An 18,815-nucleotide genomic window follows, 5' to 3' on the forward strand; every position below is an offset into this window, starting at 1 on the left:
TTCCGGACGCCCGGGGATTGCTTGTGGTCCTGGGGGTTCTGTTCTGGGCAACGGTTGCCCACTCTGCCGCCGATCCCGGATCGCAGTGTGATCGCGCGGCCGAACTGGCGGCGCGTCAGACCGGCGTCCCGCTCGCGGTCCTGATGGCGATCACGCGGGCCGAGACCGGCCGGGGCAAAGGCGGCGTTCTCGTGCCCTGGCCGTGGACGGTGAACATGGAAGGCGCCGGCCGCTGGTTCGAGACCGAGCAGGAGGCGCGCACCTATGTCGAGGACAGCCGTGCCCGCGGGGCGCGAAGCTTCGACATCGGATGCTTCCAGATCAACCACCTCTGGCACGGGAAGGCCTTCGCATCGGTGGAGGACATGTTCGACCCCGAGAAGAACGCGCGCTACGCCGCCGAGTTCCTCAAGTCGCTTTATGCCGAAACGGGATCCTGGCCTGCCGCGGCGGGTGCCTATCACTCGCGCACGCCCGACCGGTCGGCGCGCTACGCCGAACGCTTCGTGCGCATCCACGATTCCCTTCCCGCCGCCGGCGGGCCCGCAGCCCCCTGGAGCGATCCGGGCGAAGGTGGCGGTGAAGGCATCGCGGGCGATCCGGCATCGCTCAATCGCTTTCCGCTCCTCCTCGCCGGCCAGTCGCGCGGGCGCGGGTCCCTTGTCCCCCTCGACGGGGCCGGGGAAGCAATGCCGCTCTTCCTGGCGCAATCCGGGGCCGTGTACTGATGACGCGGCCATTCCTGGACCGGAGCGCGCGCAATACCGTCCTGCTCGCGGCGGCGTTCATGGCCGTCGTGGTCATGATGATCCTGCCGGTGCCGTCCTGGGTTGTGGATGTGGGGCTGGCAACCTCGTTCGCGCTTGCCATCCTCATCTTCACGGTCACGCTCTTTATCCAGACGCCGCTCGACTTCTCCTCGTTTCCCATGGTGCTGCTCGGCTCGCTCATGTTGCGCCTCGCGCTCAACGTGTCGTCCACGAAACTCATCATCGGCCAGGGGCATACCGGGACCGCCGCGGCGGGGGAGGTGATCGAGGGCTTTGCCATGTTCGTGATGTCGGGTTCGGTGCTCATCGGCCTGGTTGTCTTCGGCGTCCTTATGATCGTGAACTTCATCGTCATCACGAAGGGCGCCGGGCGCATGGCCGAGGTGGGTGCCCGCTTTGCCTTGGATGGCATGCCCGGAAAGCAGATGGCCATCGACGCCGACATGAACGCGGGCGCCATCACCCACGACGAGGCACGGCAGCGGCGCAAGCGGGAACAGGCGGAGACGACCTTCTTCGGGTCGCTGGACGGGGCCTCCAAGTTCGTCAAGGGGGATGCCGTTGCCGGCCTGCTGATCACGCTGCTCAATCTGGTCATCGGCATGGCGATCGGCATCGGGTTTCACGGCATGCCCGTCTCCCAGGCGCTTGAAACCTATGCCATCCTTACCGTCGGAGATGGGCTTGTCAGCCAGATACCGGCGGTCATCATCTCGATCGCCGCCGCGTTGCTTCTGGCGCGCGGCGGGTCGGAGGGGGCTGCGGACCGGGCGCTTCTGGACCAGATGAGCAAGCACCCGGCAGCGATCGCGACCGTGGCAGGCCTGATGGCGCTCTTCGCCCTCGTGCCTGGCCTGCCGTTCGTTCCCTTTCTCGCCGGCGCCGTCGTCCTTGGCTTTTCGGCCTACGCCCTCCGGGGCGCTGCGGCCCGGCGAGAGGCCCGAGATGCGGCGCAACTGCCCGATGCCAAGCCAGACCAACCCTCCCGGGCTCTGGGCGACATGCTGGATGTGGACGAGATACATATCGAGTTCGCCCCCGATGTCGTCGGCATGGTGCTGGAGCCCGCGACCGGGCTGGAGGCGCGCATCGGCAACATGCGAAATCACATCGTGCGCGGCTTCGGGCTGATCCTGCCCGAGATTCGCCTGACGGACGATCCGACACTGCCATCTGGCGGCTATCGCATACGCATTCAGGGAGTCGAAGTCGCGCAGGACCGACTCTTTCCAATGAAGGTTCTGGCCCTGACCGGCGATGGTGGCCAGCAGGCCCCCGATGGCGTGGATGTCCGGGAGCCGGTCTATGGCGCGCCTGCCCGCTGGATCTCGCCGGATCGACGGGAGGAGGCAGCACTTGCCGGTCTGACCATCGTGGGTCCGACCGAGGTCCTGGCCACCCATCTGTTGGAAGTGGTCAAGCGCAACTTTGCACGCATCCTGACGCTGAAGACGCTCCGGCGCCTTCTGGACGAGACGGTGCGGCTGTCGAGTCCGCAGCGCGCCGAGGCGAACCGTCGTCTGCTTGAGGAGCTGATCCCCGATCGGGTGCCGATCGACCTTCTGCTTGCGGTATTGCGCCTGCTGCTGGAGGAGCGTGTCTCGATCCGGAACCTTCCGATGATCCTCGAGGCGATCGCAGAGGCGCGGGGATCGGGGAGCCCTGAAGCGGTTTGCGAGTATGTCCGCCGCAGGCTCGGCTTTCAACTCGTCGCCGAGTTGCGTCGTCCGGATGGCACCGCGCCCCTGATCCAGCTGTCTCCGGACTGGGAGCGCAACTTCGCCGCGCACGAGATCGGTGAGGCGACCGGGCCGGCCGATGTTGCCCTTCCGCCGGACATGTTCGCGCGCCTCGCCGGCAATGTCGCGGATACGCTGTCGCGCGCGTCCGAGACCGGGGTTTTCCCCGCCCTGGTGACAACCGGGCGTCGGCGCAGGTTCCTGCGCACGATCCTGGCCGCCAAGGGGCTGGCGACGCCGGTCCTGTCCTACGAGGAGATCGGCAGCGAAGTGCGCCCGGCGATCGTTGGCGTGGTGCCGGCATGACCCCTTTTCTGACAGAAGCCGAGCGGCTGGCCGGGTTCGGAGTCTTTGCTGGTCTTCTTGTCCTGATCCGCGTGAGTTCGGCGATGATCGTCATGCCGGGGTTCGGGCAGGGTTTTGTGCCTATGCGGGTGCGCCTTGCAGCGTCTGTCGCCTTCACCCTGGTCGTGCTGCCGGCGATTGCACCGGACCTGCCGAAGGCGGATGGCGTCGGGGCGGCGGGGGTTCTTGTCGTCATTGAAATCGCTTGCGGCGCGGCCCTCGGCCTGTTTCTGCGCCTGATGGCCATGGCTCTCGAAATCGCCGGAATGATGATCGCCCAGGCCACGTCGCTGGCGCAGATGTTCGGCGGCATGGAGACAGAGCCGATGCCCGCGATCTCGCAACTGCTGCTTATGGCGGGCCTCGCGCTGGCCGCCTTCTCGGGGCTGCACTTGCGCGTGGCCGAAGCGCTGATCCTGTCCTACTCCGCCTTTCCCGCCGGAGAGTTGCCCGGCTCTGCCGCGTTGACGGACTGGGGCCTTTGGGGCGTTATCAGGGCCTTCACGCTGGCCTTTGGACTCGCGGCGCCGGTTCTTGTTCTGGCGACGCTCTACAACTTTGCCCTCGGGGTGATTAACCGGGCGATGCCGCAACTGATGGTAATGATGGTCGGCACGCCCGCGCTGGCGATCGGGGTGTTTGTGCTGCTCGCCGTCGGCACGCCCGTGTTGCTGGTGGTCTGGCACAGGGAGTTCGCCGCTGTCCTTTCGGACCCGTTCGTGGTGGGGCGATGAACGACCAGGACGAGGACGACAAGCAGCATGATCCGACCCCGCAGCGCCTGCGCGAGGCGCGCGAACACGGCGATGTCCCAAGCTCTGCCGATCTGGTCAGCGCCGCGGCGCTGGGAGGTTTCCTGTTGTCCGGCGCGATCTTTGGCCCGGCCGTGATGGAGCATTTCGGCAGCCGGGCCGCGGCGATCCTCGCGCTGAGACCGATCCAGCCCGCAGGCGCCGCATCCTCCGCCGCTGCTGCGTTCGTTCCGGCATTCGCCCTCGGATCAGCCGCGGCACTCGGTGCTTATGTCATCCAGAATGCACTCACCCTTGCCCCCGACCGCATCACGCCGAAGTGGTCGCGCCTGGACCCTCTCGCCAATGCGAGGCAGCGCTTCGGCATCTCGGGCTTGGTCGACTTCGCCAAGGCCGCGACCAAGATGCTGCTGTTTTCGGCGGCGCTCGGCTTTCTCCTCTGGCGGCGCCTGCCGGAGATCCTGGGGTTGGCCGGAACGGCCCCCGGGGTGGCCGGGGCGGCCCTGTTTCGTCAGATCCGGGACTTCCTGCTTCTCAGCATGGCCATACTTCTCATCACCGGAACCCTCGAACTCTTCTGGCGCCGTCACGAGCATATCCGTCGGAACCGGATGACGCGCCAGGAACTGACCGACGAACTCCGGCAGTCGGAGGGCGACCCGCACCTCAAGCAGGCGCGACGTTCGATGGCGCAAGAGATTGCCAGCAACCGGATGATGGCGGACGTGCCGAAAGCCGACGTCGTGATCGTGAACCCGACGCACTATGCCGTGGCGCTGCGCTGGCAGCGAAACAGCCGACGCGCGCCGGTCTGCGTGGCCAAGGGGGTGGATCACGTCGCCGCCCGCATCCGCGAGGCGGCGGTACTTGCGGGGGTGCCGGTGCGGTCCGATCCGCCGACGGCACGGGCGCTTTACGCGCAGGTCCGGATCGGAGAGGAAGTTTCCCGCGAACACTATGCGGCTGTCGCGGCGGCGATCCGCTTTGCCGATACGATGCGCCGGCGGGCGAGGGCGGGCCGATGACCGACCCGCGCGCCTGCGAGAACCTGATCGAGGTCGCCGAGGCCCTGCGCCTGCGGGCCTTCGATGCGCTCGCCCGATGCGAGGAGGAACGCAGACGCCTGGCGGACCGGCGCGACCGGCTTTCGGGTTATCATGCGCTGGCCACCGCGTCCCTTGCCTCGGGCGCGGGATCGGTGGCCGAAGTGATCGCTTCGGAGGACGGCGTACGCCGTGCGATCGCGGGACTGGACGCGCGGCTGCGGGAGATTGCGCCCCGGATCGAGGCGCACCGCGCCGAGGCGACACGCGCCCTGGCGCGCGTCGAGGCCCTGAGGCAGTTGCTGGAACGGGCGCGGTCGAAAACCCGGCGCGCCGACGATCCGGGTGAGTTCATGCCGCCTGGCGTATGATGTCGAGGATCAGGACATCCCGCGACGTCGACCCGATGATGTCCTGCGCCGCAGCCCTGAGACCGCGCCGCAGGCTCTCGATCGTGCCGCTCTCGGTGAAGGAGCCGTCGAAGCCGCCGGTGTTGGCATGGTCGAACAGCACCCGCAGGAAGGCGTCGCGCAACTTCGGTTCGCGGGTATAGACAACCTCGGCCTGGCCTGCCTCGACCTCTACGCTCAGCGACAGGATCACCAGCGACCGGATGTCGCCCCCGTTCATGACCGGCACGACGAACTGGTTGTTGAGCTTGACGTACTCCACCTGCGCCGCGGCTTCCGGGGTTTCGGCGATCCTGGCCTGCTCGCCTGTGGCGGGGGCGCAAGTCTCCGCCGCTGCCCCCTCCGTCGCCTCTGGCGCAGGCTCGGGCTCGGGTCGGAGGAGGTATCCTCCGGCCGCGCCGCCACCCAGGCCGATCAGCACCAGTAGGATGGGCAGAAGTTTTTTCACGGCACCCCTCAGAACGGCAGGACGATGTCGGCGATCTGCTGGCCGATGCGAGGCTGCTGGACGTCGGTAATCTGTCCACGGCCGCCGTAGGAGATGCGCGCGCCCGCGATCTTGTCGTAGGTGATGGAGTTCTGGCGCGAGATGTCTTCGGGCCGGACGAAGCCGCTGACCACAAGATCGCGCAGTTCGAAGTTCACCCGCACCTCCTGCGAGCCCTGGATGCGCAGGACACCGTTCGGCATCGTCTCGACCACCGTCGCGGCGATGCGCAGGGTCAGCTTTTCCTTGCGAGCCACAGAACCGTCGCCCTGGTAGTTGGATTGCGAATTCGTCGCCACTGCGCTGGCAAGGCTTGCCCCTTCGGGCAGGGCCTTGTCGACCGCTTCCGGCAGGCCGAACAGCGACGGAATCCCCATCGAATCCGAGCCGGTCCGGGAACGGGCGGTGCTGTTGCTGATCTCGGCCTTGTCGTCGATCTCGATCACGACGGTCAGGATGTCGCCGCGCTGCATGGCCCGGCGGTCCCCAAGCAGCGATCCGCGGTCGCGCGACCAGAGCGAGCCTTCCGCGCTCTCGCCCATGGGCAGCGCCGCCCCGGCCATGGCGCGAAACTCCTCGCCGGTTTCGGCGGGATTGAAGGCCGGGGCCCGGCCCACGTTTTCAAGCCTCGTGCACGCCATTGTTGCAAGCAGTATCGGTATAAGGGCCTTGCCGCGCATCCTGCGCTCCTCAATTCGGGTTGGAAATCTCGACGGCGCCATCTGGCCGGACAAGCCCGACGACGACCGATCGCGAGCCGGTGTTGAGCACACGGACCCGCGCGCCGGAAGCGGCACGGTCGAGCGCGCGCCCCTCCGTCTCGATGGTGATGCCTCGTGCCGAAAAGACCAGCCTGACAAGCTGGTTTCGTTCGATGGACGCGGGTTCGGCCAGGCTGGCGAGCAGCACCGGCTGGCCCTTGAAGATCGTCACCCGCGCCTCCATGCCGAGGGCCGCCTCAAGCGTGGCGGCGCCGGGGACGGTGGCGGTACCCTCTGCTATGTCGTCGACCGAGATGACCTGACGTGCCGGTATCGCGCGCGCGGCAACCGCGGTTTCCGCGCTGACGGGCGCGCCGGCGGCGGCGAGGATGAGGGCGGCAAGGGCAGCAGGGGCGCGCATCATCGCACCTGGGTGGTGGCGCCGAGCATCTGGTCGGCCGCAGAAATGACCTTGGCATTCAGCTCGTACCCGCGCTGGGCCTTGATCAGTTCGGTGATCTCGCGGACCGGGTCGACCGAACTGTCTTCCAGGTAATGTTGACGCAGGCTTCCCAGGCCACTTTCGCCGGGCACTGCGATCAAGGCAGGGCCTGACGCTGAGGTTTCCAGAAACAGGTTGGACCCCGCCGCCTCCAGCCCCTTTTCATTGCTGAAACCGGCCAGGGTGATCTGCCCCAGAAGCTCCGGCTCGACCCGGTCGTTGAAGAAGGCGTAGACCTCCCCCGCGGGGCTGATGGAAATGTCGCGGGCGTCGGCGGGAACGGTGATGTCGGGCACGACCGGGTAGCCATCCGAGGTCACGACCAGGCCATCGGCCGACAGCTTCAACGACCCGTCCCGCGTGTAGGCGGAAAGCCCGGAGGGGAGCGTGACCTCGAAATAACCCAGTCCGTCGATGGCGATGTCGAGGTCGCCGCCGGTGTTGGAGAGGGAGCCTTGCGAAACGTCGACCGATATAGCGGCGGGTCGGACGCCGAGGCCGACCTGGACGCCGGTCGGGACCAGAGTCCCGTCGCTTGCGTTGATCGTCCCGGGCCGGACTATCTGCTGATAGTGCAGGTCCGCGAATTCGGCGCGGCGGGCGTTGAAGGCCGTCGTCGACATGTTCGCGAGGTTGTTGGAGATCACCTCGACCCGAAGTTGCTGGGCACTCATCCCGGTTGCGGCGATATCAAGGGCGCGCATGCGGTTGCTCCTACCTTCCAAGGGTTTCGATTACGGCGCGGATCCGGCTGTCCTCACGATCGAGAAACCCCTGTCCTGCCTCGTAGGCGCGCTGCACCTCGATCATTCGGGTGATCTCGCGCACCGGTTCGACGTTCGATGCCTCGACAAAGCCCTGGAACACCTGTGCCCCCTCGGCGGGTTCGGCTTGCCCGTCGAAGGCAAAGCGGGTTCCGCCTTCGTGGCGGAGCGAGGCCGGGTCTGCCGGAAGATAGACGCCGATCTGGGCAAACGGCGTACCGCCGACGGAGACGGTCCCGTCGCGGGCGATCACGGGTTTGCCCGAACCCGGAGGCACCGCGATCACGGCACCGCCGGCATCGAGAAGACGTGCGCCGTCCGCCGCAACGATCTCGCCCTCGGGCGACAGGGTGAAACTGCCCGCGCGCGTCAGCCGGTCACCGTCCGTGGTGGAGAGGAGGAGGAACCCTTCGCCCTCCAGCGCGATGTCCAAGGCGCCACCCGTCGGCTGCAAGGCGCCGTTCCGGAGGTCCATCATCCGCGCCACGCCATCGGCCATGGCAAGGCTCGGCTCGTCCTTGCCGAGGCGGACGACATGTTCGGCAAAGACGACACCCTCCCTACGGAAGCCGGCCGTGTCGGAGTTCGCGATGTTGTTGGCGATCGCGCGCATTTCCTGCAGGAGCCCGGCCTGGCGGTTCAGTGTCGTGTAGAGGGTGTTGTCCATGTCAGGTTCTTTCGATCAGGGGCAGGATGCCCGCCACGAAGAACTCGACGAGGCTGTGCGACATGTAGGTCATGGCGACCCAGAGCGCCGCCAGCATCGCCGCAAGCTTTGGCACGAAGGTCAGTGTTGCCTCCTGCACGGCGGTCAGCGCCTGCAAAAGCCCGATGACGATGCCGACGACCAGCGCGACGGACAGAAGTGGCGCCGCCGTTGCCGTGGCGACCCAGAGACCCTGGCGCAGAATATCGAAGAATTGCTGCTCGGTCATGTCACACCGGCATCCGGAGGATTTCCTGGTAGGCTTCGACCACCCTGTTGCGCAGTGTCACGGCGGCCTCCACGGCAAGCTCGGTCTGCGCCAGGGCCTCGACAAGGGCATGCGGATCGGCCCCGCCCGTCAGCGCCTGAATCGCGGTTTCCTCGTTTCTCGACAGCAGTTGGGCAAATTCGCCCACCGCTTGCGCCGCGGCCGATCGTGGCTGCGCGGCCCCGCCCGCCTGCGGTTCGGTGAGCGGGCGGGACTGGGAATAACCGCGCAGGGCCGACAGGGAATCGTTGATCATGCGTCACCTAGCGTTTCAGAAGGTCGAGCAGGTCCCGCGCCATGTGGCGCGACTGGTCGAACATGCGCAGATTCGCCTCGTAGCTGCGCTGCGCCTCGCGCGCGTCGGCCATCTCGACGATGATGTTGACGTTGGACCCGTCGTAGTAGCCGTTTTCGTCCGCCAGCGGATGACCGGGCTCAAAGACCCGCGGCAGAGCGGTCTGATCGAGGCGCTCGGGGCCGGTCGAAACCACGCCGCTGCCGTCGCGCGCGCCCTCGAAGGTCGTCAGCTTCCGCCGGAAACCCGGCGTGTCCACATTGGCGATGTTCTCGGACACATGCCGCAGGCGCAGTGCCTGCGCCTTCAGCCCGCTGGCCGAAATCTCGAAACCCCGCAGAAGGTCGGACATCGCAAGCCCCCCCCTCAGCCGCGGCCCAGGCTGGCGCGCAGGACGCCCAGCGAGGCCCGGTAGACCGACAGCGCCATGTCGTGGTCCTGCCGGATTGACGCTGCCCGCACCATCTCGTCCTCGAGCGAGACATCATTGCCGTTCGGGGACATGCCGCCGCCCGTCCGGGCCACCCGGAAACCGCCCGCCTCGGCCGCAAACGTCTGGAAGTGCCCGTGACGCGTGGCGTGCATCCGCGCCTGCGCGCCCCTGTCATAGGTCTCGGCGAAACTCTCCAGGTCGCGCCGGCGATAGCCGGGCGTGTCGGCATTCGCCACGTTCTCCGCGATCAGCGACTGTCGCTGCGTGGCGTGGCGGGCAAGGGCCGACGCGATGCCGAGGATCTCGGTCTGCTGGAACATCGGGGCTTCTCCTCCGAGCTTTCAATCAAGCCTTAACTGCGATTCCTTTAGAAACGGTAAGAGGGAACCAACGGAGAACAGAATGTCTCTTGCCGGGCTTGACGGGCTGTGCGCCGGGATCGCGGATTGCACTCCGACGCATGTCATCGGCCGCGTTGCGGCGATCGAACGCGGGGTGATCAGGGTGACGGCGGGCCAGGGGCGTCTTGCCATCGGCGACCGAGTGCGCCTGCTGGGGGGTAGCCGTTCTTCGGGCGAGGTTGTCGCCCTGAACGGATCTGGTGCGGCGATCCTTGCCGAAGGGGCGATCGAAGGCGTCCGCATCGATGATCCGGTCGAATGCAGTGGTCCGGTGCGGCTGTCGCCTGCGGATGATTGGCTGGGGCGGATCATCGACCCGCTCGGCCGGCCGATGGACGGGCGCGCCCTGTTTCCCGGCGACCGCGCGCGGGATCTTCGCGCACAGCCGCCCGACCCCGCGCGCCGGCGCCGCCTTGGCCAGCGCATTGACACCGGTTCGGCCGCCTTCGATACGGTTCTGCCCATCGTCCGGGGCCAGCGTGTGGGGCTGTTCGCCGGGTCGGGCGTCGGCAAGTCGACGCTTCTCGGCACGCTGGCGCGCGGCGTTCGGGCCGATGTCGTCGTGCTTGCCCTGATCGGCGAGCGCGGTCGCGAACTGCGCGAGTTTGCGGAGGAGGTCATCGGCCCGGCGATGTCGCGCACGGTCATCGTGGCGGCGACATCCGACCAGTCGCCACTGGTCCGGCGCCGCTGCGCCTGGTCCGCAATGGCCGTGGCCGAGCATTTCCGGGACCGGGGAAGGCATGTCCTGCTGATGGCCGATTCCGTGACCCGCTTCGCCGAAGCCCACCGGGAGATTGCCCTTGCAGCCGGCGAATCGCCGAGCTTTCGAGGGCACCCCCCCTCGCTTGCCCAGTCCGTGATGTCCCTTGCGGAGCGCGCAGGCCCGGGGGCGGAGGCGGAGGGGATGGGAGACATCACGGCGGTGTTCACCGTCCTGGTCGCAGGGTCGGACATGAACGAACCCGTGGCCGATGTCCTGCGTGGGGTGCTCGACGGCCACGTCGTTCTCGACCGCGCCATCGCGGAGCGGGGCAGGTTCCCGGCCATCGACCTGTTGCGATCGGTGTCACGCTCCCTGCCCGCGGCTGCATCTGCCGAGGAGAATGCCCTGATCGGGAAGGTCCGGCGGCTGCTGGGCGCCTATGCCCGGACCGAGTTGATGATCCAGTCGGGCCTTTATGTCGCGGGGACCGACGCCGAAGTGGACGAGGCGATCAGGCTCTGGCCGGCACTTGACGCCTTTCTGGCCGAAGAGGCGCGGGGCGGAGCGAGGGAGAGTTTTGCGCGGCTTTCGGCGATCCTTTCCTCAAGGGAGATACTGGGCGCGATCGGCCTCGTTCGGCCTCAGGGATGATCGGCGCAGGTGGGTGAAGCTTAGTCCGGACCGGTGCGGCTGCCGCCCGGCGATAGGGGTCGGGCCCGCCGGTGCCGCTTCAGATCAGCCGTGAAAGGCTGCCGCGCGATGCCGCCTGGCTAAGAAGCGTCAGCGCCGCCCCCTGCGACCGGCTTGCCGCCGCGGGCGCCTCGCTCCGCACGAAGTAGTTGCGCAGCAGCTTGTCCATCGCGCCCGCTGCGGCAAATCCCGAAATCTCCTCCTGACCCAGAAGTGAGCCGGCCCGGCGGCGCAGCGTGACCAGCTGCTGGTCAAGATCGATCGACCCGAAGGCGCGCGGAAGGCCGAGAGCGGTCTGCATGAACTCCCGCAGCGGCGCCGAGCCCAGGACCGCAAGCCAGCGCCCGTCGTCGGTGTTGGGTGCTGCCGCGATCCGCGCGATTTCCTGCCGCGCGTTCAGCGCGATGCGCATGCCCGGATCCACGTCGCCCACGGCGGTTTCGAACCGCTCCTCCCGCCAGAAGGACACGATGCGGTCCACCGTCGCCCCGACCGTGGTGCGCGGCCCGCCGGGGTCCGCGAACCCGAAGGTGCGGGCAAAGTCGCGGTAGCGTTGATCCGCCAGCCGGTTGGCCAGCGCCGAGCCGTCGCCCGTGGCGCTTTCCAGCACCTTGCGCACGAAGGCGCGGCTGTTGACGTCGGCGCCGAGGCCGAAGGCATCCAGCGCGAAGGACAGCAGCCTTCGATCGGCGACCAGAGCCTCGGCCGTTCGGGCCTTGCCGATGTTCTCGCGGAAATATGCCTCTTCCCGCGCCAGGCTCGTGCTTCGGGCAAAGGCGGTTTTCTGTGTTTCCAGCGTGCGGTCGAGGAAACGCCATCCCTGCAGCCCGCCCAGCGGGATCACCGGGTTGAAGGTCATGTCAGGCTTGCCGAGAGCAGCCGCGATTCGCGTGAAAGCAGGGCGCGAAGGGCCTTCAGCGCCGGATAGAACTGCCCCGAGATCGTCGCGTCGGTCGCGGCTGCGAGCTGGGTGCGGCTGTCGTCGTCGCGCAAAACCTGGCTCAGTTGCTCGATGCCCCTGAGGATCTGCTTGCTGCCTTCGACCGGGTCCGCATCCCCCGACAGCACCAGCTGGGTGATATAGCAGATCCTGCGGACCGGGGTGTTGGCCGCGTCAGGATGGATCGCATCGCGCAGCCTCAGGATATGGGCATTGGGCGACAGGATGGTCAGCCGCGAACGCCGGTCACCATTCTCGATGACGGCGCCGTTGATCAGCAGCCGTTCCTGGGGGGCAAGCTTCAGGACAAGGCCGCTCATGTGTCGCTCCCGCCGGCGGCCAACCCGCGCATCACCGCTGTGTTGATGTCAATCAGAACGGCAACGTCACCCTCCCCCGCCAGGACGCGGCGGGAGTGGTGCGCGGTAAATTCGGCGAGATAGAAGAGACGCGCCCGCAACTCCGCCGGCAAGCCGTTGGTAGGCTCTACCACGTCGGCGGACAGGGCGGTCCACAAGCGGCGGTTGTCGTGCAGCGCCTTGGCCAGCGCGGCGAAACCCCTGGCGCGCAGAAGTGCGCCGGTCGTTCGCGCCAGGAGATCATATTCCGTCGCGCGCGGCGTGCGAACGGGTGCGGCGAAAGCCGTGTAGGAAGCATGGGCAGGGATATGTGCGTTCACGTCGCCACCGGGGATGTTGAGGGCTGCGGTTCATCCGGGCGGCCCGGCGGGTCGATGCCCGCCGGGCGCAAGGATCAGCGGAAGAGCGCGAGGATGTTCTGCGGCGCCTGGTTCGCGATGGACAGCGACTGGATGCCAAGCTGCTGCTGGACCTGCAGCGCCTGCAGCCGGGCGGACGCCTCCTCCATGTCGGCATCGACCATCGAGCCGATACCCGCCTTCAGCGCGTCCGAAAGCTTGCCCACGAAGGTGTTCTGGATCTCGATCCGCTTTTCGACCGAACCGAATTCGGCCGAGGCGTCGATCGCGGTCTGGATCAGCCCCTCGATGTTGCCAAGCGCCGAAGCCGCGCCGTTCGAGGTCGAGACATCGATTGTCGACAGAAGCCCGAGCCCGCCGGAACCTGCGTTCTTGAACTGCGCCGTGATCGTCATGTCCTGGGCGAGTGCGGAGTTCGTGTCGCCGTCGGTATCGGCCACCTTGAAGGTCAGCGAAGCGTCGTTGGTGCCATCGTTCGCGGCGAAATCGACCCGCAAGTCGGTGATGCCGAGCGAATCGGCGGCGGATTTCAGGCCGGCGCCGATGATGTTGGTCACCCCCGCGGCCGATTGCGCCGCATCTTCCGCGGTGACGGTATAGCTGATCTCCTTCTCGCCGAGCGTGACCGAGATACGATCGCCCGCCGCATAGGTCACCGCATCGTCGAGGACGAGCGCGACACCCGTGGTATCGGCCTTGGCCAGCGTCGTCACCGCGCTGTCGGCATCGGTCGAGGCGCCGGTCGTGCCGGTGAACGCGGCCTTGGCCGTATAGCCGCCGGTCGCCAGGTTCTGTGCCGTAACGGTGATCGAGGAGGTGTTCACCGTGCCGTTCGACTGGCGGTCGAGCGAGGCGAGGACATCGACGGTCGCATGCGATCCGTCGACGAGGTTCAGCCCGTTGAACTGCGCGGCGCCGACCACCGTATTGATCTGGTCGACAAGCGCGTCGATGTCTGTCTGGATCTTGGCGCGGTCGACGTTGTCTTCCTGCGCGGCGACGATCTTGCCCTTCACCTCGGTCAGGAGGTCGGTGATCGTCTCGGAGGCCTGCCGGGCGACGGCGACGGTCGATTCGCCCAGCGAAAGGCTGTCGGAGATGCCCTTGAAGCCTTTCACATCCGCCTCCATGACCTTGGAGATCGCGAAGACTGCGGCGTTGTCCTTGGCCGAGGCCACCGACTTGCCCGTCGAAATCTCGTCCTGGGTCTTGGAAAGGTTGGCGTTGATGCCTTTCAGCGTCTGAAGGGCGACCATGGAACTGGTGTTGGTCAGAATGCTCGACATTTTCAGTCCTTTACGTAAACGGCACTTTGCGCCGGAATGGAGCCGCGCTGCGGCAATCGTGGCGTTCTGATCCCTGCGGCCGATCGAGGCCGCGCCACCCCCTCTGGGATGCAGGCCCACATTGCGGACGAACCTCTAAGACATCGCTAATCACGTCGTTGAAATGACTTGAGTTTTAGTCAATTGCGTTCAGCCGCGGCGTTCGACGGAACTGGCGCCGAAGCTGACGCTCGACAGGCGCCCGCGCACGTCATAGGTGCTCAGCTCCGTGCCGCGGCCGGCCAGCGCATCCAGGCGCGAGCGCGCGGCCGTGATCCCCGAGAGCGACGCCAAAGACAGCCTGCGCAGGTCGCGCATGGACCTTGATAGACGGTTCAGAACCGGGCGATCCAAGGACGACAGCAACGGCAGGATCTGCTGCGAAAGCATCTCCAGTTTTGGCCCGAGCGCGCCGATCGCCGCGTGATCGGCCCTCAGCAGCGCGTCGCGTTCAAGTGCCACGACTTCCTCGAGCCGTCGCAGCAGTGCCCCTTCATCCGTCACAGTCAGTCCTTCCCGCGAGGTGGCCAAAGATGTTTTCCGCCAATCCGATGCCGCCCGCATCGGTCATCGCATCGGCCTGCTCATGGCGCAGGAACGAGGCGAACTGAGCCTCTCCCACCCCGCCCGAGAAGGCGCCCGTCATTTCGCCAAGGCCCGCCTGCTTGAGCATTTCCTCAAGAAACGCGGATTCAAGCTGGCGCGCTGCGGCGCGAAGGGCGGCGCAGTCGGTGTGTCCGCCTGCCCGTCGCGTTGCGGGCCCCTCGGTCGCAAACGCGCTGGCGGCTGGTCCTTCGATGCTCATCGCGCCGTCCGATCCGATCAACTGGACGCAATTTCCGGGACGCCGGTAAATATGTCGTAACTTCCGGCGCCAAGACTGCGGCCAGTGACACGTGGACTGGCTATGGAACAGAATCGCATCGAGCCGACCATCATTCCCCGGTCCCGGACGGGAATGCCTCCTCAGGGGGAGGGCGAGGCTGCCGGCGCGGGGGCGGAAGGCTTCGTGGAGGCCTTCGCGGAGACTTTCGCGGGGCGGTCAAGCGGAATGGGCGGGCCTGATCAGGAGCCGGTGAAGGCATCGCCCGAAGATCGGACCGCGGCAGGCCCAGGAGAGATCTGGTGGATGGCGGCAACGATGCCTGTCCTAGCGCCGCCTGCCCGTGCCACTGCTGCGGGCCTGGTTCCGCAGGTTCCCGGCGCCGATCTTGCGTCGGGTGGTGTGTCGGCTTCCAGCCCCCCGCTGGCCGCGCGCCAGCCCCCCGCCAGCATCGCGCGAATGTCCGAACCGGATGCGCAGGATGCGGACGCGGCGCAGATCCTGCCTGCCGGCTCCCGAACGCGACCGCCTGCCGCCGAGCCAGGCAGGGGCGCCGGGGGACTTCAGGCCACAACCGAGCGTGCTGCCGCCCCGTCGGTTTCGCTGACCGGAATCGCATCAGCCTCCGGGTCATTGCCTTCCGCCAGCCACCCCCCCGACGCGGAGGTTCCGGGCGCATCGGTACAGACAGCGGCGACCGCGGTCGCCAGCCCTTTGATGCTATCTCGCGCGACGGTTGCCGTGGGGTTGGCGCCTCAGGTGGAGGACCTTGGTCTGCGGGTGAGCGCCCACAGTGGGGACAATCCCCGGTTGGACGATACGGCACCTCCGGTGCTGGCCCTGCCCGGCCAATCGCGGCAGGCGGAACCCATGGGGCAACTGGCAACCTCCAACGCGAACGGGCAGGATATCCATTCCGCCGCCATTGCGCCCGCTCTCCCATCGTCCGACGCGCCCCCGGTGTCGCGTTCCAACGACGAACCGACACCACCGAGCGGAGTGCATGGTGCGCCGGGGCCTGGGCCGCATGAACGCGAGGTGACGCCGGCTGTCAGTTCCGGATCTGGTGTCAGGGCCGGTGCGCATGAATCTCGGGTGCCGCACCCGGCCACGACGCAAGTGGGACCGCTAGCGCCGGGGGGCGCGGCCGAGCCGAATTCGGCGGCGGTGGATACGGGCGCGCGTGATGCGGGCAGCTTCGCGGTTGGCCGGGACGGTCCCGCTCCCGCTCGCCAGGGTGGGGATGACAACCGCGCGCACCGCGACCCGGGAGCAGGGCTGCGCCCTGCGATTGCGACGGATGCCCTTTCGACCCAGCCGGCGCTCTTCCCTCAGACCGCCACCGTGCCAAGAGATACGGCGTTTTCGGATAAATCGGCCGCGCTGCGCGACCGCGCAACGGCCCCGCATATTGCGGAGCAACTCGCCGCAGCCGTCGCGCTTCGACCGGACGGGGCAGAGGTCAGCCTTCGCCCGGACGAGCTTGGCCACGTTCGCATCAGCATCGACCGGTCTGCGGGCGAAACCACGGTCACCCTGATGGCAGACCGGCCCGAAACCCTCGATCTGCTGCGCCGTCATGTCGATCTCCTCGCGTCGGAGCTTCGGGGTGCGGGGGTGCACAACTGCAATTTCCAGTTCGGTCACGGTCATGGCGCCGCCGCCCACAGCCCGCCCGCATCCTTCGGCCAGGCGGAGGGCGGTGAGGCCATCGGGCCGGCAGAACCGCCTTCCCTGTCATCCGGCCCCGCGCCTTCGGTCAGGGGCGGCGGGCTCGATCTGAGATTGTGAGGAACAGGTCATGGACATTTCATCCGCCACCCAGTCAACCCAGTCGGGGGTAACGGCATCTTCCGGCACCGGCGGCACGCTGATCGAGAGCGACTTCAACACTTTCCTCGTGATGCTGACGACGCAGCTGCAGAACCAGGATCCGCTCAACCCGATCGAATCTTCCGATTACGCCGCCCAGCTTGCGACGTTTTCGGGTGTCGAGCAGCAGGTAAGGACAAACCAGTTGCTCGAAGGCCTGGCCGATCAGCTTGGCCTTTCGGGGATTTCCGCCTATTCGTCGTGGATCGGGCGGGAGGCGCTTTCGGAGGCACCCGTGGCCTTTTCCGGCGCGCCGGTCGAGCTTGACCTGAAGCCGGTGGCGGGCGCGGAGGCGGCGCAACTCGTCGTCTACGATGCCCAGGGGCGCGAGGCAGGTCGGCTGGAGCTGCTGCCCGATCAGACCCGTGCCGTCTGGTCTGGTGAAGGCTTCGGCGGCGCAACATTGCCCAGCGGGCGCTACAGCTTCAAGGTCGAGGGCTTTGCTGAAGGCGCGTCCATCGGTTTCTCGGGGGCGGGTTCCTACGCGACCGTCACCGAGGTCAGGGCGAGGGACGGAAGCCCCCTGCTCGTCCTGTCCGGAGGGATCGAGATCGCTCCGTCGGCCGTCAGCGCGCTGAGGGTGCCGGGCTGACCTCAGAACAGGCTGGCGATGCCGAAGGCCGCAAGTGCGACGACGATGCCCGCAAGGAACGGCGCCGTCATCTGCCCGAATGCCGACGGCCCGCCCGGAGACTGCGGCCTCGCCCGCTCGCTCAGAAGGTTTTCCACCAGACCGGGAAGCCTGGGCCCGAACCGCCCCAGCACCCGCGCCGTGCGCAGCATGTCGCGGACGACAGCCTGCGGCCCCACGTTTTCCCGGATATAGGCTTCGACCACAGGCCGGGCCACTTGCCAGATATTGATGTGCGGGTCGAGCGATCGGGCGACGCCTTCGACCACCACCATCGTGCGCTGCAACAGGATAAGTTCCGTGCGCGTCTGCATCCCAAACCGCTCGGTCACCTCGAAAAGGTAGGACAGGAGCCGCGCCATCGAGATCTGGCTGGCGTCCATGCCGAAGATCGGCTCGCCCACCGCGCGCAGCGCGCGGGCGAATTCGTCAATGTCGCGGTCGGCGGGCACATACCCCGCCTCGAAATGCACTTCGGCGACGCGGCGGTAATCCTTGCGGATGAAGCCGATCAGGATTTCCGCGTAGACGCGCCGGGTATATTCGTCGATCTGGCCCATGATGCCGAAGTCATAGGCGATCAGGTCACCGTTCGCCGCGACCTTGAGATTTCCCTGGTGCATGTCGGCATGGAAGAAGCCGTCGCGCAGGGCATGGCTGAGGAAAAGTTGCAGCACCCGCTCCGCAAGTGCCGTGCAGTCGTGACCGGCGGCGCGGATGGCCTCGACATCGCCCAGCGGAATGCCTTCGGCCCAGCCGAGTGTCATCACGCGGCGCGACGACAGCGCCCAGTGCGGTTTGGGTACCTGGAATCCGCTGTCCCTCGCGGTCTTGTCGGCGAATTCGGAGGCCGAGGAACACTCCAGCCGGAGGTCAAGCTCGCCCATCACGACGCCCTCGAAATGAGAGATGACGTCGGACGGGCGCAGACGGCGCGATGCGGGCGACATCAATTCGATCAGGCCGGCCGCAAAGTGAAACGCGTCGATGTCGCGGCGGAAAGCGCGCTCGATCCCCGGACGCAGGACCTTGACCGCGACCTCCTCGCCCGTGGCGGCGGTCCGCGCCCGGTGCACCTGGGCGATCGAGGCGGCGGCGACGGGTTCGGAAAACTCGCTCAGGATATCCGACAGGGGCCGGCCCAGTTCCGCCTCCACGACCCGGATCGCCACGTCGCGCGGAAAGGGGGGCAGCTTGTCCTGAAGCACGCGCAACTGGTTCGAAAGCTCGACCCCGACCACATCGGGACGCGTGGACAGGACCTGGCCGAACTTTATGTAGGCGGGGCCAAGCGCGGTGATCGCGCGCGTGATCGGGGGCAGCGCGGGATCGCCGGCATAGCCCAGCCACTTGAACGGCCAGCCAAGCACGCGCGCCAGCGCGCGCAATCTCGGCGGCGCTTCCATCGCCTCGAGCGCCACCTTCATCGCGCCCGTGCGCTCAAACGTGGCGCCGGTGCGGATCAGCCGCCAGAGATTGTGGGGTCCGCGCACG

24 protein-coding genes are annotated in these 18,815 nt (G+C 67.3%); 8 read left to right on the forward strand and 16 right to left on the reverse strand.

Features of this window, described 5'->3' with window-relative positions:
• Positions 1-23 precede the first annotated feature (23 nt).
• Genes N5I32_RS19400 through N5I32_RS19420 form a run of 5 tightly spaced genes read left to right on the forward strand, consistent with a single transcriptional unit; the run spans position 24 to position 5,020 of the window.
• Positions 24-728: a transglycosylase SLT domain-containing protein gene (locus N5I32_RS19400; protein WP_369414366.1), complete on the forward strand. Its 705-nt coding sequence runs from the start codon at positions 24-26 to the stop codon at positions 726-728.
• The gene (gene flhA, locus N5I32_RS19405) at positions 728-2,815 is read left to right on the forward strand and encodes a flagellar biosynthesis protein FlhA (RefSeq protein WP_261497602.1); all 2,088 of its coding nucleotides are present in this window, start codon (positions 728-730) and stop codon (positions 2,813-2,815) included. The genes N5I32_RS19400 and flhA overlap by 1 nt, the downstream gene beginning before the upstream one ends.
• On the forward strand, positions 2,812-3,588 hold the full coding sequence (locus tag N5I32_RS19410) for a flagellar biosynthetic protein FliR (protein ID WP_261497603.1): 777 nt from the start codon (positions 2,812-2,814) through the stop codon (positions 3,586-3,588). Before flhA ends, N5I32_RS19410 begins: the two co-directional genes overlap by 4 nt.
• Positions 3,585-4,631 (forward strand): flagellar type III secretion system protein FlhB, encoded by a 1,047-nt coding sequence (flhB, locus tag N5I32_RS19415; RefSeq protein WP_261497604.1) that lies wholly within the window; start codon positions 3,585-3,587, stop codon positions 4,629-4,631. Before N5I32_RS19410 ends, flhB begins: the two co-directional genes overlap by 4 nt.
• Entirely contained in the window at positions 4,628-5,020 is a 393-nt protein-coding gene (locus tag N5I32_RS19420; protein WP_261497605.1) for a hypothetical protein, read from the forward strand. The genes flhB and N5I32_RS19420 overlap by 4 nt, the downstream gene beginning before the upstream one ends.
• Here the strand turns inward: N5I32_RS19420 and N5I32_RS19425 are convergent.
• The 9 genes from N5I32_RS19425 to N5I32_RS19465 are packed head-to-tail and all read right to left on the reverse strand — an operon-like array spanning position 5,001 to position 9,535.
• Entirely contained in the window at positions 5,001-5,507 is a 507-nt protein-coding gene (locus N5I32_RS19425) for a flagellar basal body-associated FliL family protein (protein WP_261497606.1), read from the reverse strand. The two genes, N5I32_RS19420 and N5I32_RS19425, sit on opposite strands and share 20 nt — an antisense overlap.
• An 8-nt stretch (positions 5,508-5,515) precedes the next feature.
• Positions 5,516-6,226 carry a flagellar basal body L-ring protein FlgH gene (flgH, locus tag N5I32_RS19430; protein ID WP_261497607.1) on the reverse strand — a complete coding sequence of 237 codons (711 nt, stop codon included), beginning with the start codon at positions 6,224-6,226 and terminating at the stop codon, positions 5,516-5,518.
• Positions 6,227-6,236: 10 nt separating this feature from the next.
• On the reverse strand, positions 6,237-6,668 hold the full coding sequence (gene flgA, locus N5I32_RS19435) for a flagellar basal body P-ring formation chaperone FlgA (RefSeq protein ID WP_261497608.1): 432 nt from the start codon (positions 6,666-6,668) through the stop codon (positions 6,237-6,239).
• The gene (flgG, locus tag N5I32_RS19440) at positions 6,668-7,453 is read right to left on the reverse strand and encodes a flagellar basal-body rod protein FlgG (RefSeq protein WP_261497609.1); all 786 of its coding nucleotides are present in this window, start codon (positions 7,451-7,453) and stop codon (positions 6,668-6,670) included. Before flgG ends, flgA begins: the two co-directional genes overlap by 1 nt.
• A gap of 10 nt (positions 7,454-7,463) precedes the next feature.
• On the reverse strand, positions 7,464-8,180 hold the full coding sequence (locus tag N5I32_RS19445) for a flagellar hook-basal body complex protein (protein WP_261497610.1): 717 nt from the start codon (positions 8,178-8,180) through the stop codon (positions 7,464-7,466).
• A gap of 1 nt (position 8,181) precedes the next feature.
• The gene (locus N5I32_RS19450) at positions 8,182-8,448 is read right to left on the reverse strand and encodes a flagellar biosynthetic protein FliQ (protein ID WP_261497611.1); all 267 of its coding nucleotides are present in this window, start codon (positions 8,446-8,448) and stop codon (positions 8,182-8,184) included.
• Between the two features lies 1 nt (position 8,449).
• A complete protein-coding gene (gene fliE, locus N5I32_RS19455) occupies positions 8,450-8,743 on the reverse strand; it encodes a flagellar hook-basal body complex protein FliE (RefSeq protein WP_261497612.1) in 294 nt (97 codons plus the stop codon).
• 7 nt (positions 8,744-8,750) lie between these two features.
• Positions 8,751-9,134, reverse strand: a complete 384-nt coding sequence (flgC, locus tag N5I32_RS19460; protein ID WP_261497613.1) for a flagellar basal body rod protein FlgC — start codon at positions 9,132-9,134, stop codon at positions 8,751-8,753.
• Positions 9,135-9,148: 14 nt separating this feature from the next.
• Positions 9,149-9,535, reverse strand: coding sequence for a FlgB family protein (locus N5I32_RS19465; protein WP_261497614.1), 387 nt, complete (start codon positions 9,533-9,535; stop codon positions 9,149-9,151).
• Positions 9,536-9,617: 82 nt separating this feature from the next.
• Between N5I32_RS19465 and N5I32_RS19470 the strand changes: the two genes are divergently transcribed.
• Entirely contained in the window at positions 9,618-10,973 is a 1,356-nt protein-coding gene (locus N5I32_RS19470; protein WP_261497615.1) for a FliI/YscN family ATPase, read from the forward strand.
• 79 nt (positions 10,974-11,052) lie between these two features.
• Here N5I32_RS19470 and N5I32_RS19475 read toward each other — a convergent pair whose 3' ends face one another.
• The 6 genes from N5I32_RS19475 to N5I32_RS19500 all read right to left on the reverse strand — a co-directional run bounded on the left by N5I32_RS19475 (position 11,053) and on the right by N5I32_RS19500 (position 14,800).
• On the reverse strand, positions 11,053-11,871 hold the full coding sequence (locus N5I32_RS19475; protein ID WP_261497616.1) for a DUF1217 domain-containing protein: 819 nt from the start codon (positions 11,869-11,871) through the stop codon (positions 11,053-11,055).
• Positions 11,868-12,272: a flagellar biosynthesis repressor FlbT gene (gene flbT / locus N5I32_RS19480; RefSeq protein WP_261497617.1), complete on the reverse strand. Its 405-nt coding sequence runs from the start codon at positions 12,270-12,272 to the stop codon at positions 11,868-11,870. The genes N5I32_RS19475 and flbT overlap by 4 nt, the downstream gene beginning before the upstream one ends.
• Complete coding sequence (flaF, locus tag N5I32_RS19485) at positions 12,269-12,631, reverse strand: flagellar biosynthesis regulator FlaF (RefSeq protein ID WP_261497618.1); 363 nt, start codon at positions 12,629-12,631, stop codon at positions 12,269-12,271. The genes flbT and flaF overlap by 4 nt, the downstream gene beginning before the upstream one ends.
• Positions 12,632-12,705: 74 nt before the next feature.
• Positions 12,706-13,956, reverse strand: coding sequence for a flagellin N-terminal helical domain-containing protein (locus N5I32_RS19490; RefSeq protein ID WP_261497619.1), 1,251 nt, complete (start codon positions 13,954-13,956; stop codon positions 12,706-12,708).
• 189 nt (positions 13,957-14,145) lie between these two features.
• On the reverse strand, positions 14,146-14,526 hold the full coding sequence (locus N5I32_RS19495; RefSeq protein WP_261497620.1) for a hypothetical protein: 381 nt from the start codon (positions 14,524-14,526) through the stop codon (positions 14,146-14,148).
• Entirely contained in the window at positions 14,489-14,800 is a 312-nt protein-coding gene (locus N5I32_RS19500; protein WP_261497621.1) for a rod-binding protein, read from the reverse strand. The genes N5I32_RS19495 and N5I32_RS19500 overlap by 38 nt, the downstream gene beginning before the upstream one ends.
• A gap of 1,362 nt (positions 14,801-16,162) precedes the next feature.
• On the opposite strand from N5I32_RS19500, the gene N5I32_RS21375 reads away from it, so the two are divergent.
• Both N5I32_RS21375 and N5I32_RS19510 read left to right on the forward strand, forming a co-directional pair.
• Entirely contained in the window at positions 16,163-16,609 is a 447-nt protein-coding gene (locus tag N5I32_RS21375; RefSeq protein WP_261497622.1) for a flagellar hook-length control protein FliK, read from the forward strand.
• A 10-nt stretch (positions 16,610-16,619) separates the two neighbouring features.
• A complete protein-coding gene (locus N5I32_RS19510; RefSeq protein WP_261497623.1) occupies positions 16,620-17,282 on the forward strand; it encodes a flagellar hook capping FlgD N-terminal domain-containing protein in 663 nt (220 codons plus the stop codon).
• A gap of 2 nt (positions 17,283-17,284) precedes the next feature.
• On the opposite strand, the gene ubiB is transcribed toward N5I32_RS19510, so the two are convergent.
• Positions 17,285-18,814, reverse strand: coding sequence for a 2-polyprenylphenol 6-hydroxylase (gene ubiB / locus N5I32_RS19515; protein WP_261497624.1), 1,530 nt, complete (start codon positions 18,812-18,814; stop codon positions 17,285-17,287).
• Position 18,815: the final 1 nt, after the last annotated feature.

It is taken from the genome of Albidovulum sediminis (genome assembly GCF_025380365.1).
Taxonomy (GTDB): domain Bacteria; phylum Pseudomonadota; class Alphaproteobacteria; order Rhodobacterales; family Rhodobacteraceae; genus Albidovulum; species Albidovulum sediminis.

Excerpts from the sequence above, each read along its gene's own strand:
- flgH (WP_261497607.1), bottom strand. The coding sequence starts at position 6,226 with ATGCGCGGCAAGGCCCTTATACCGATACTGCTTGCAACAATGGCGTGC.
- flbT (WP_261497617.1), bottom strand. The coding sequence starts at position 12,272 with ATGAGCGGCCTTGTCCTGAAGCTTGCCCCCCAGGAACGGCTGCTGATC.
- N5I32_RS19450 (WP_261497611.1), bottom strand. The coding sequence starts at position 8,448 with ATGACCGAGCAGCAATTCTTCGATATTCTGCGCCAGGGTCTCTGGGTC.
- N5I32_RS19410 (WP_261497603.1), top strand. The coding sequence starts at position 2,812 with ATGACCCCTTTTCTGACAGAAGCCGAGCGGCTGGCCGGGTTCGGAGTC.
- fliE (WP_261497612.1), bottom strand. The coding sequence starts at position 8,743 with ATGATCAACGATTCCCTGTCGGCCCTGCGCGGTTATTCCCAGTCCCGC.
- N5I32_RS19465 (WP_261497614.1), bottom strand. The coding sequence starts at position 9,535 with ATGTTCCAGCAGACCGAGATCCTCGGCATCGCGTCGGCCCTTGCCCGC.
- N5I32_RS19420 (WP_261497605.1), top strand. The coding sequence starts at position 4,628 with ATGACCGACCCGCGCGCCTGCGAGAACCTGATCGAGGTCGCCGAGGCC.
- N5I32_RS19475 (WP_261497616.1), bottom strand. The coding sequence starts at position 11,871 with ATGACCTTCAACCCGGTGATCCCGCTGGGCGGGCTGCAGGGATGGCGT.
- N5I32_RS19445 (WP_261497610.1), bottom strand. The coding sequence starts at position 8,180 with ATGGACAACACCCTCTACACGACACTGAACCGCCAGGCCGGGCTCCTG.
- flgA (WP_261497608.1), bottom strand. The coding sequence starts at position 6,668 with ATGCGCGCCCCTGCTGCCCTTGCCGCCCTCATCCTCGCCGCCGCCGGC.
- N5I32_RS19490 (WP_261497619.1), bottom strand. The coding sequence starts at position 13,956 with ATGTCGAGCATTCTGACCAACACCAGTTCCATGGTCGCCCTTCAGACG.
- flhA (WP_261497602.1), top strand. The coding sequence starts at position 728 with ATGACGCGGCCATTCCTGGACCGGAGCGCGCGCAATACCGTCCTGCTC.
- N5I32_RS19470 (WP_261497615.1), top strand. The coding sequence starts at position 9,618 with ATGTCTCTTGCCGGGCTTGACGGGCTGTGCGCCGGGATCGCGGATTGC.
- flgG (WP_261497609.1), bottom strand. The coding sequence starts at position 7,453 with ATGCGCGCCCTTGATATCGCCGCAACCGGGATGAGTGCCCAGCAACTT.
- flhB (WP_261497604.1), top strand. The coding sequence starts at position 3,585 with ATGAACGACCAGGACGAGGACGACAAGCAGCATGATCCGACCCCGCAG.
- flgC (WP_261497613.1), bottom strand. The coding sequence starts at position 9,134 with ATGTCCGACCTTCTGCGGGGTTTCGAGATTTCGGCCAGCGGGCTGAAG.
- N5I32_RS19500 (WP_261497621.1), bottom strand. The coding sequence starts at position 14,800 with ATGAGCATCGAAGGACCAGCCGCCAGCGCGTTTGCGACCGAGGGGCCC.
- N5I32_RS19510 (WP_261497623.1), top strand. The coding sequence starts at position 16,620 with ATGGACATTTCATCCGCCACCCAGTCAACCCAGTCGGGGGTAACGGCA.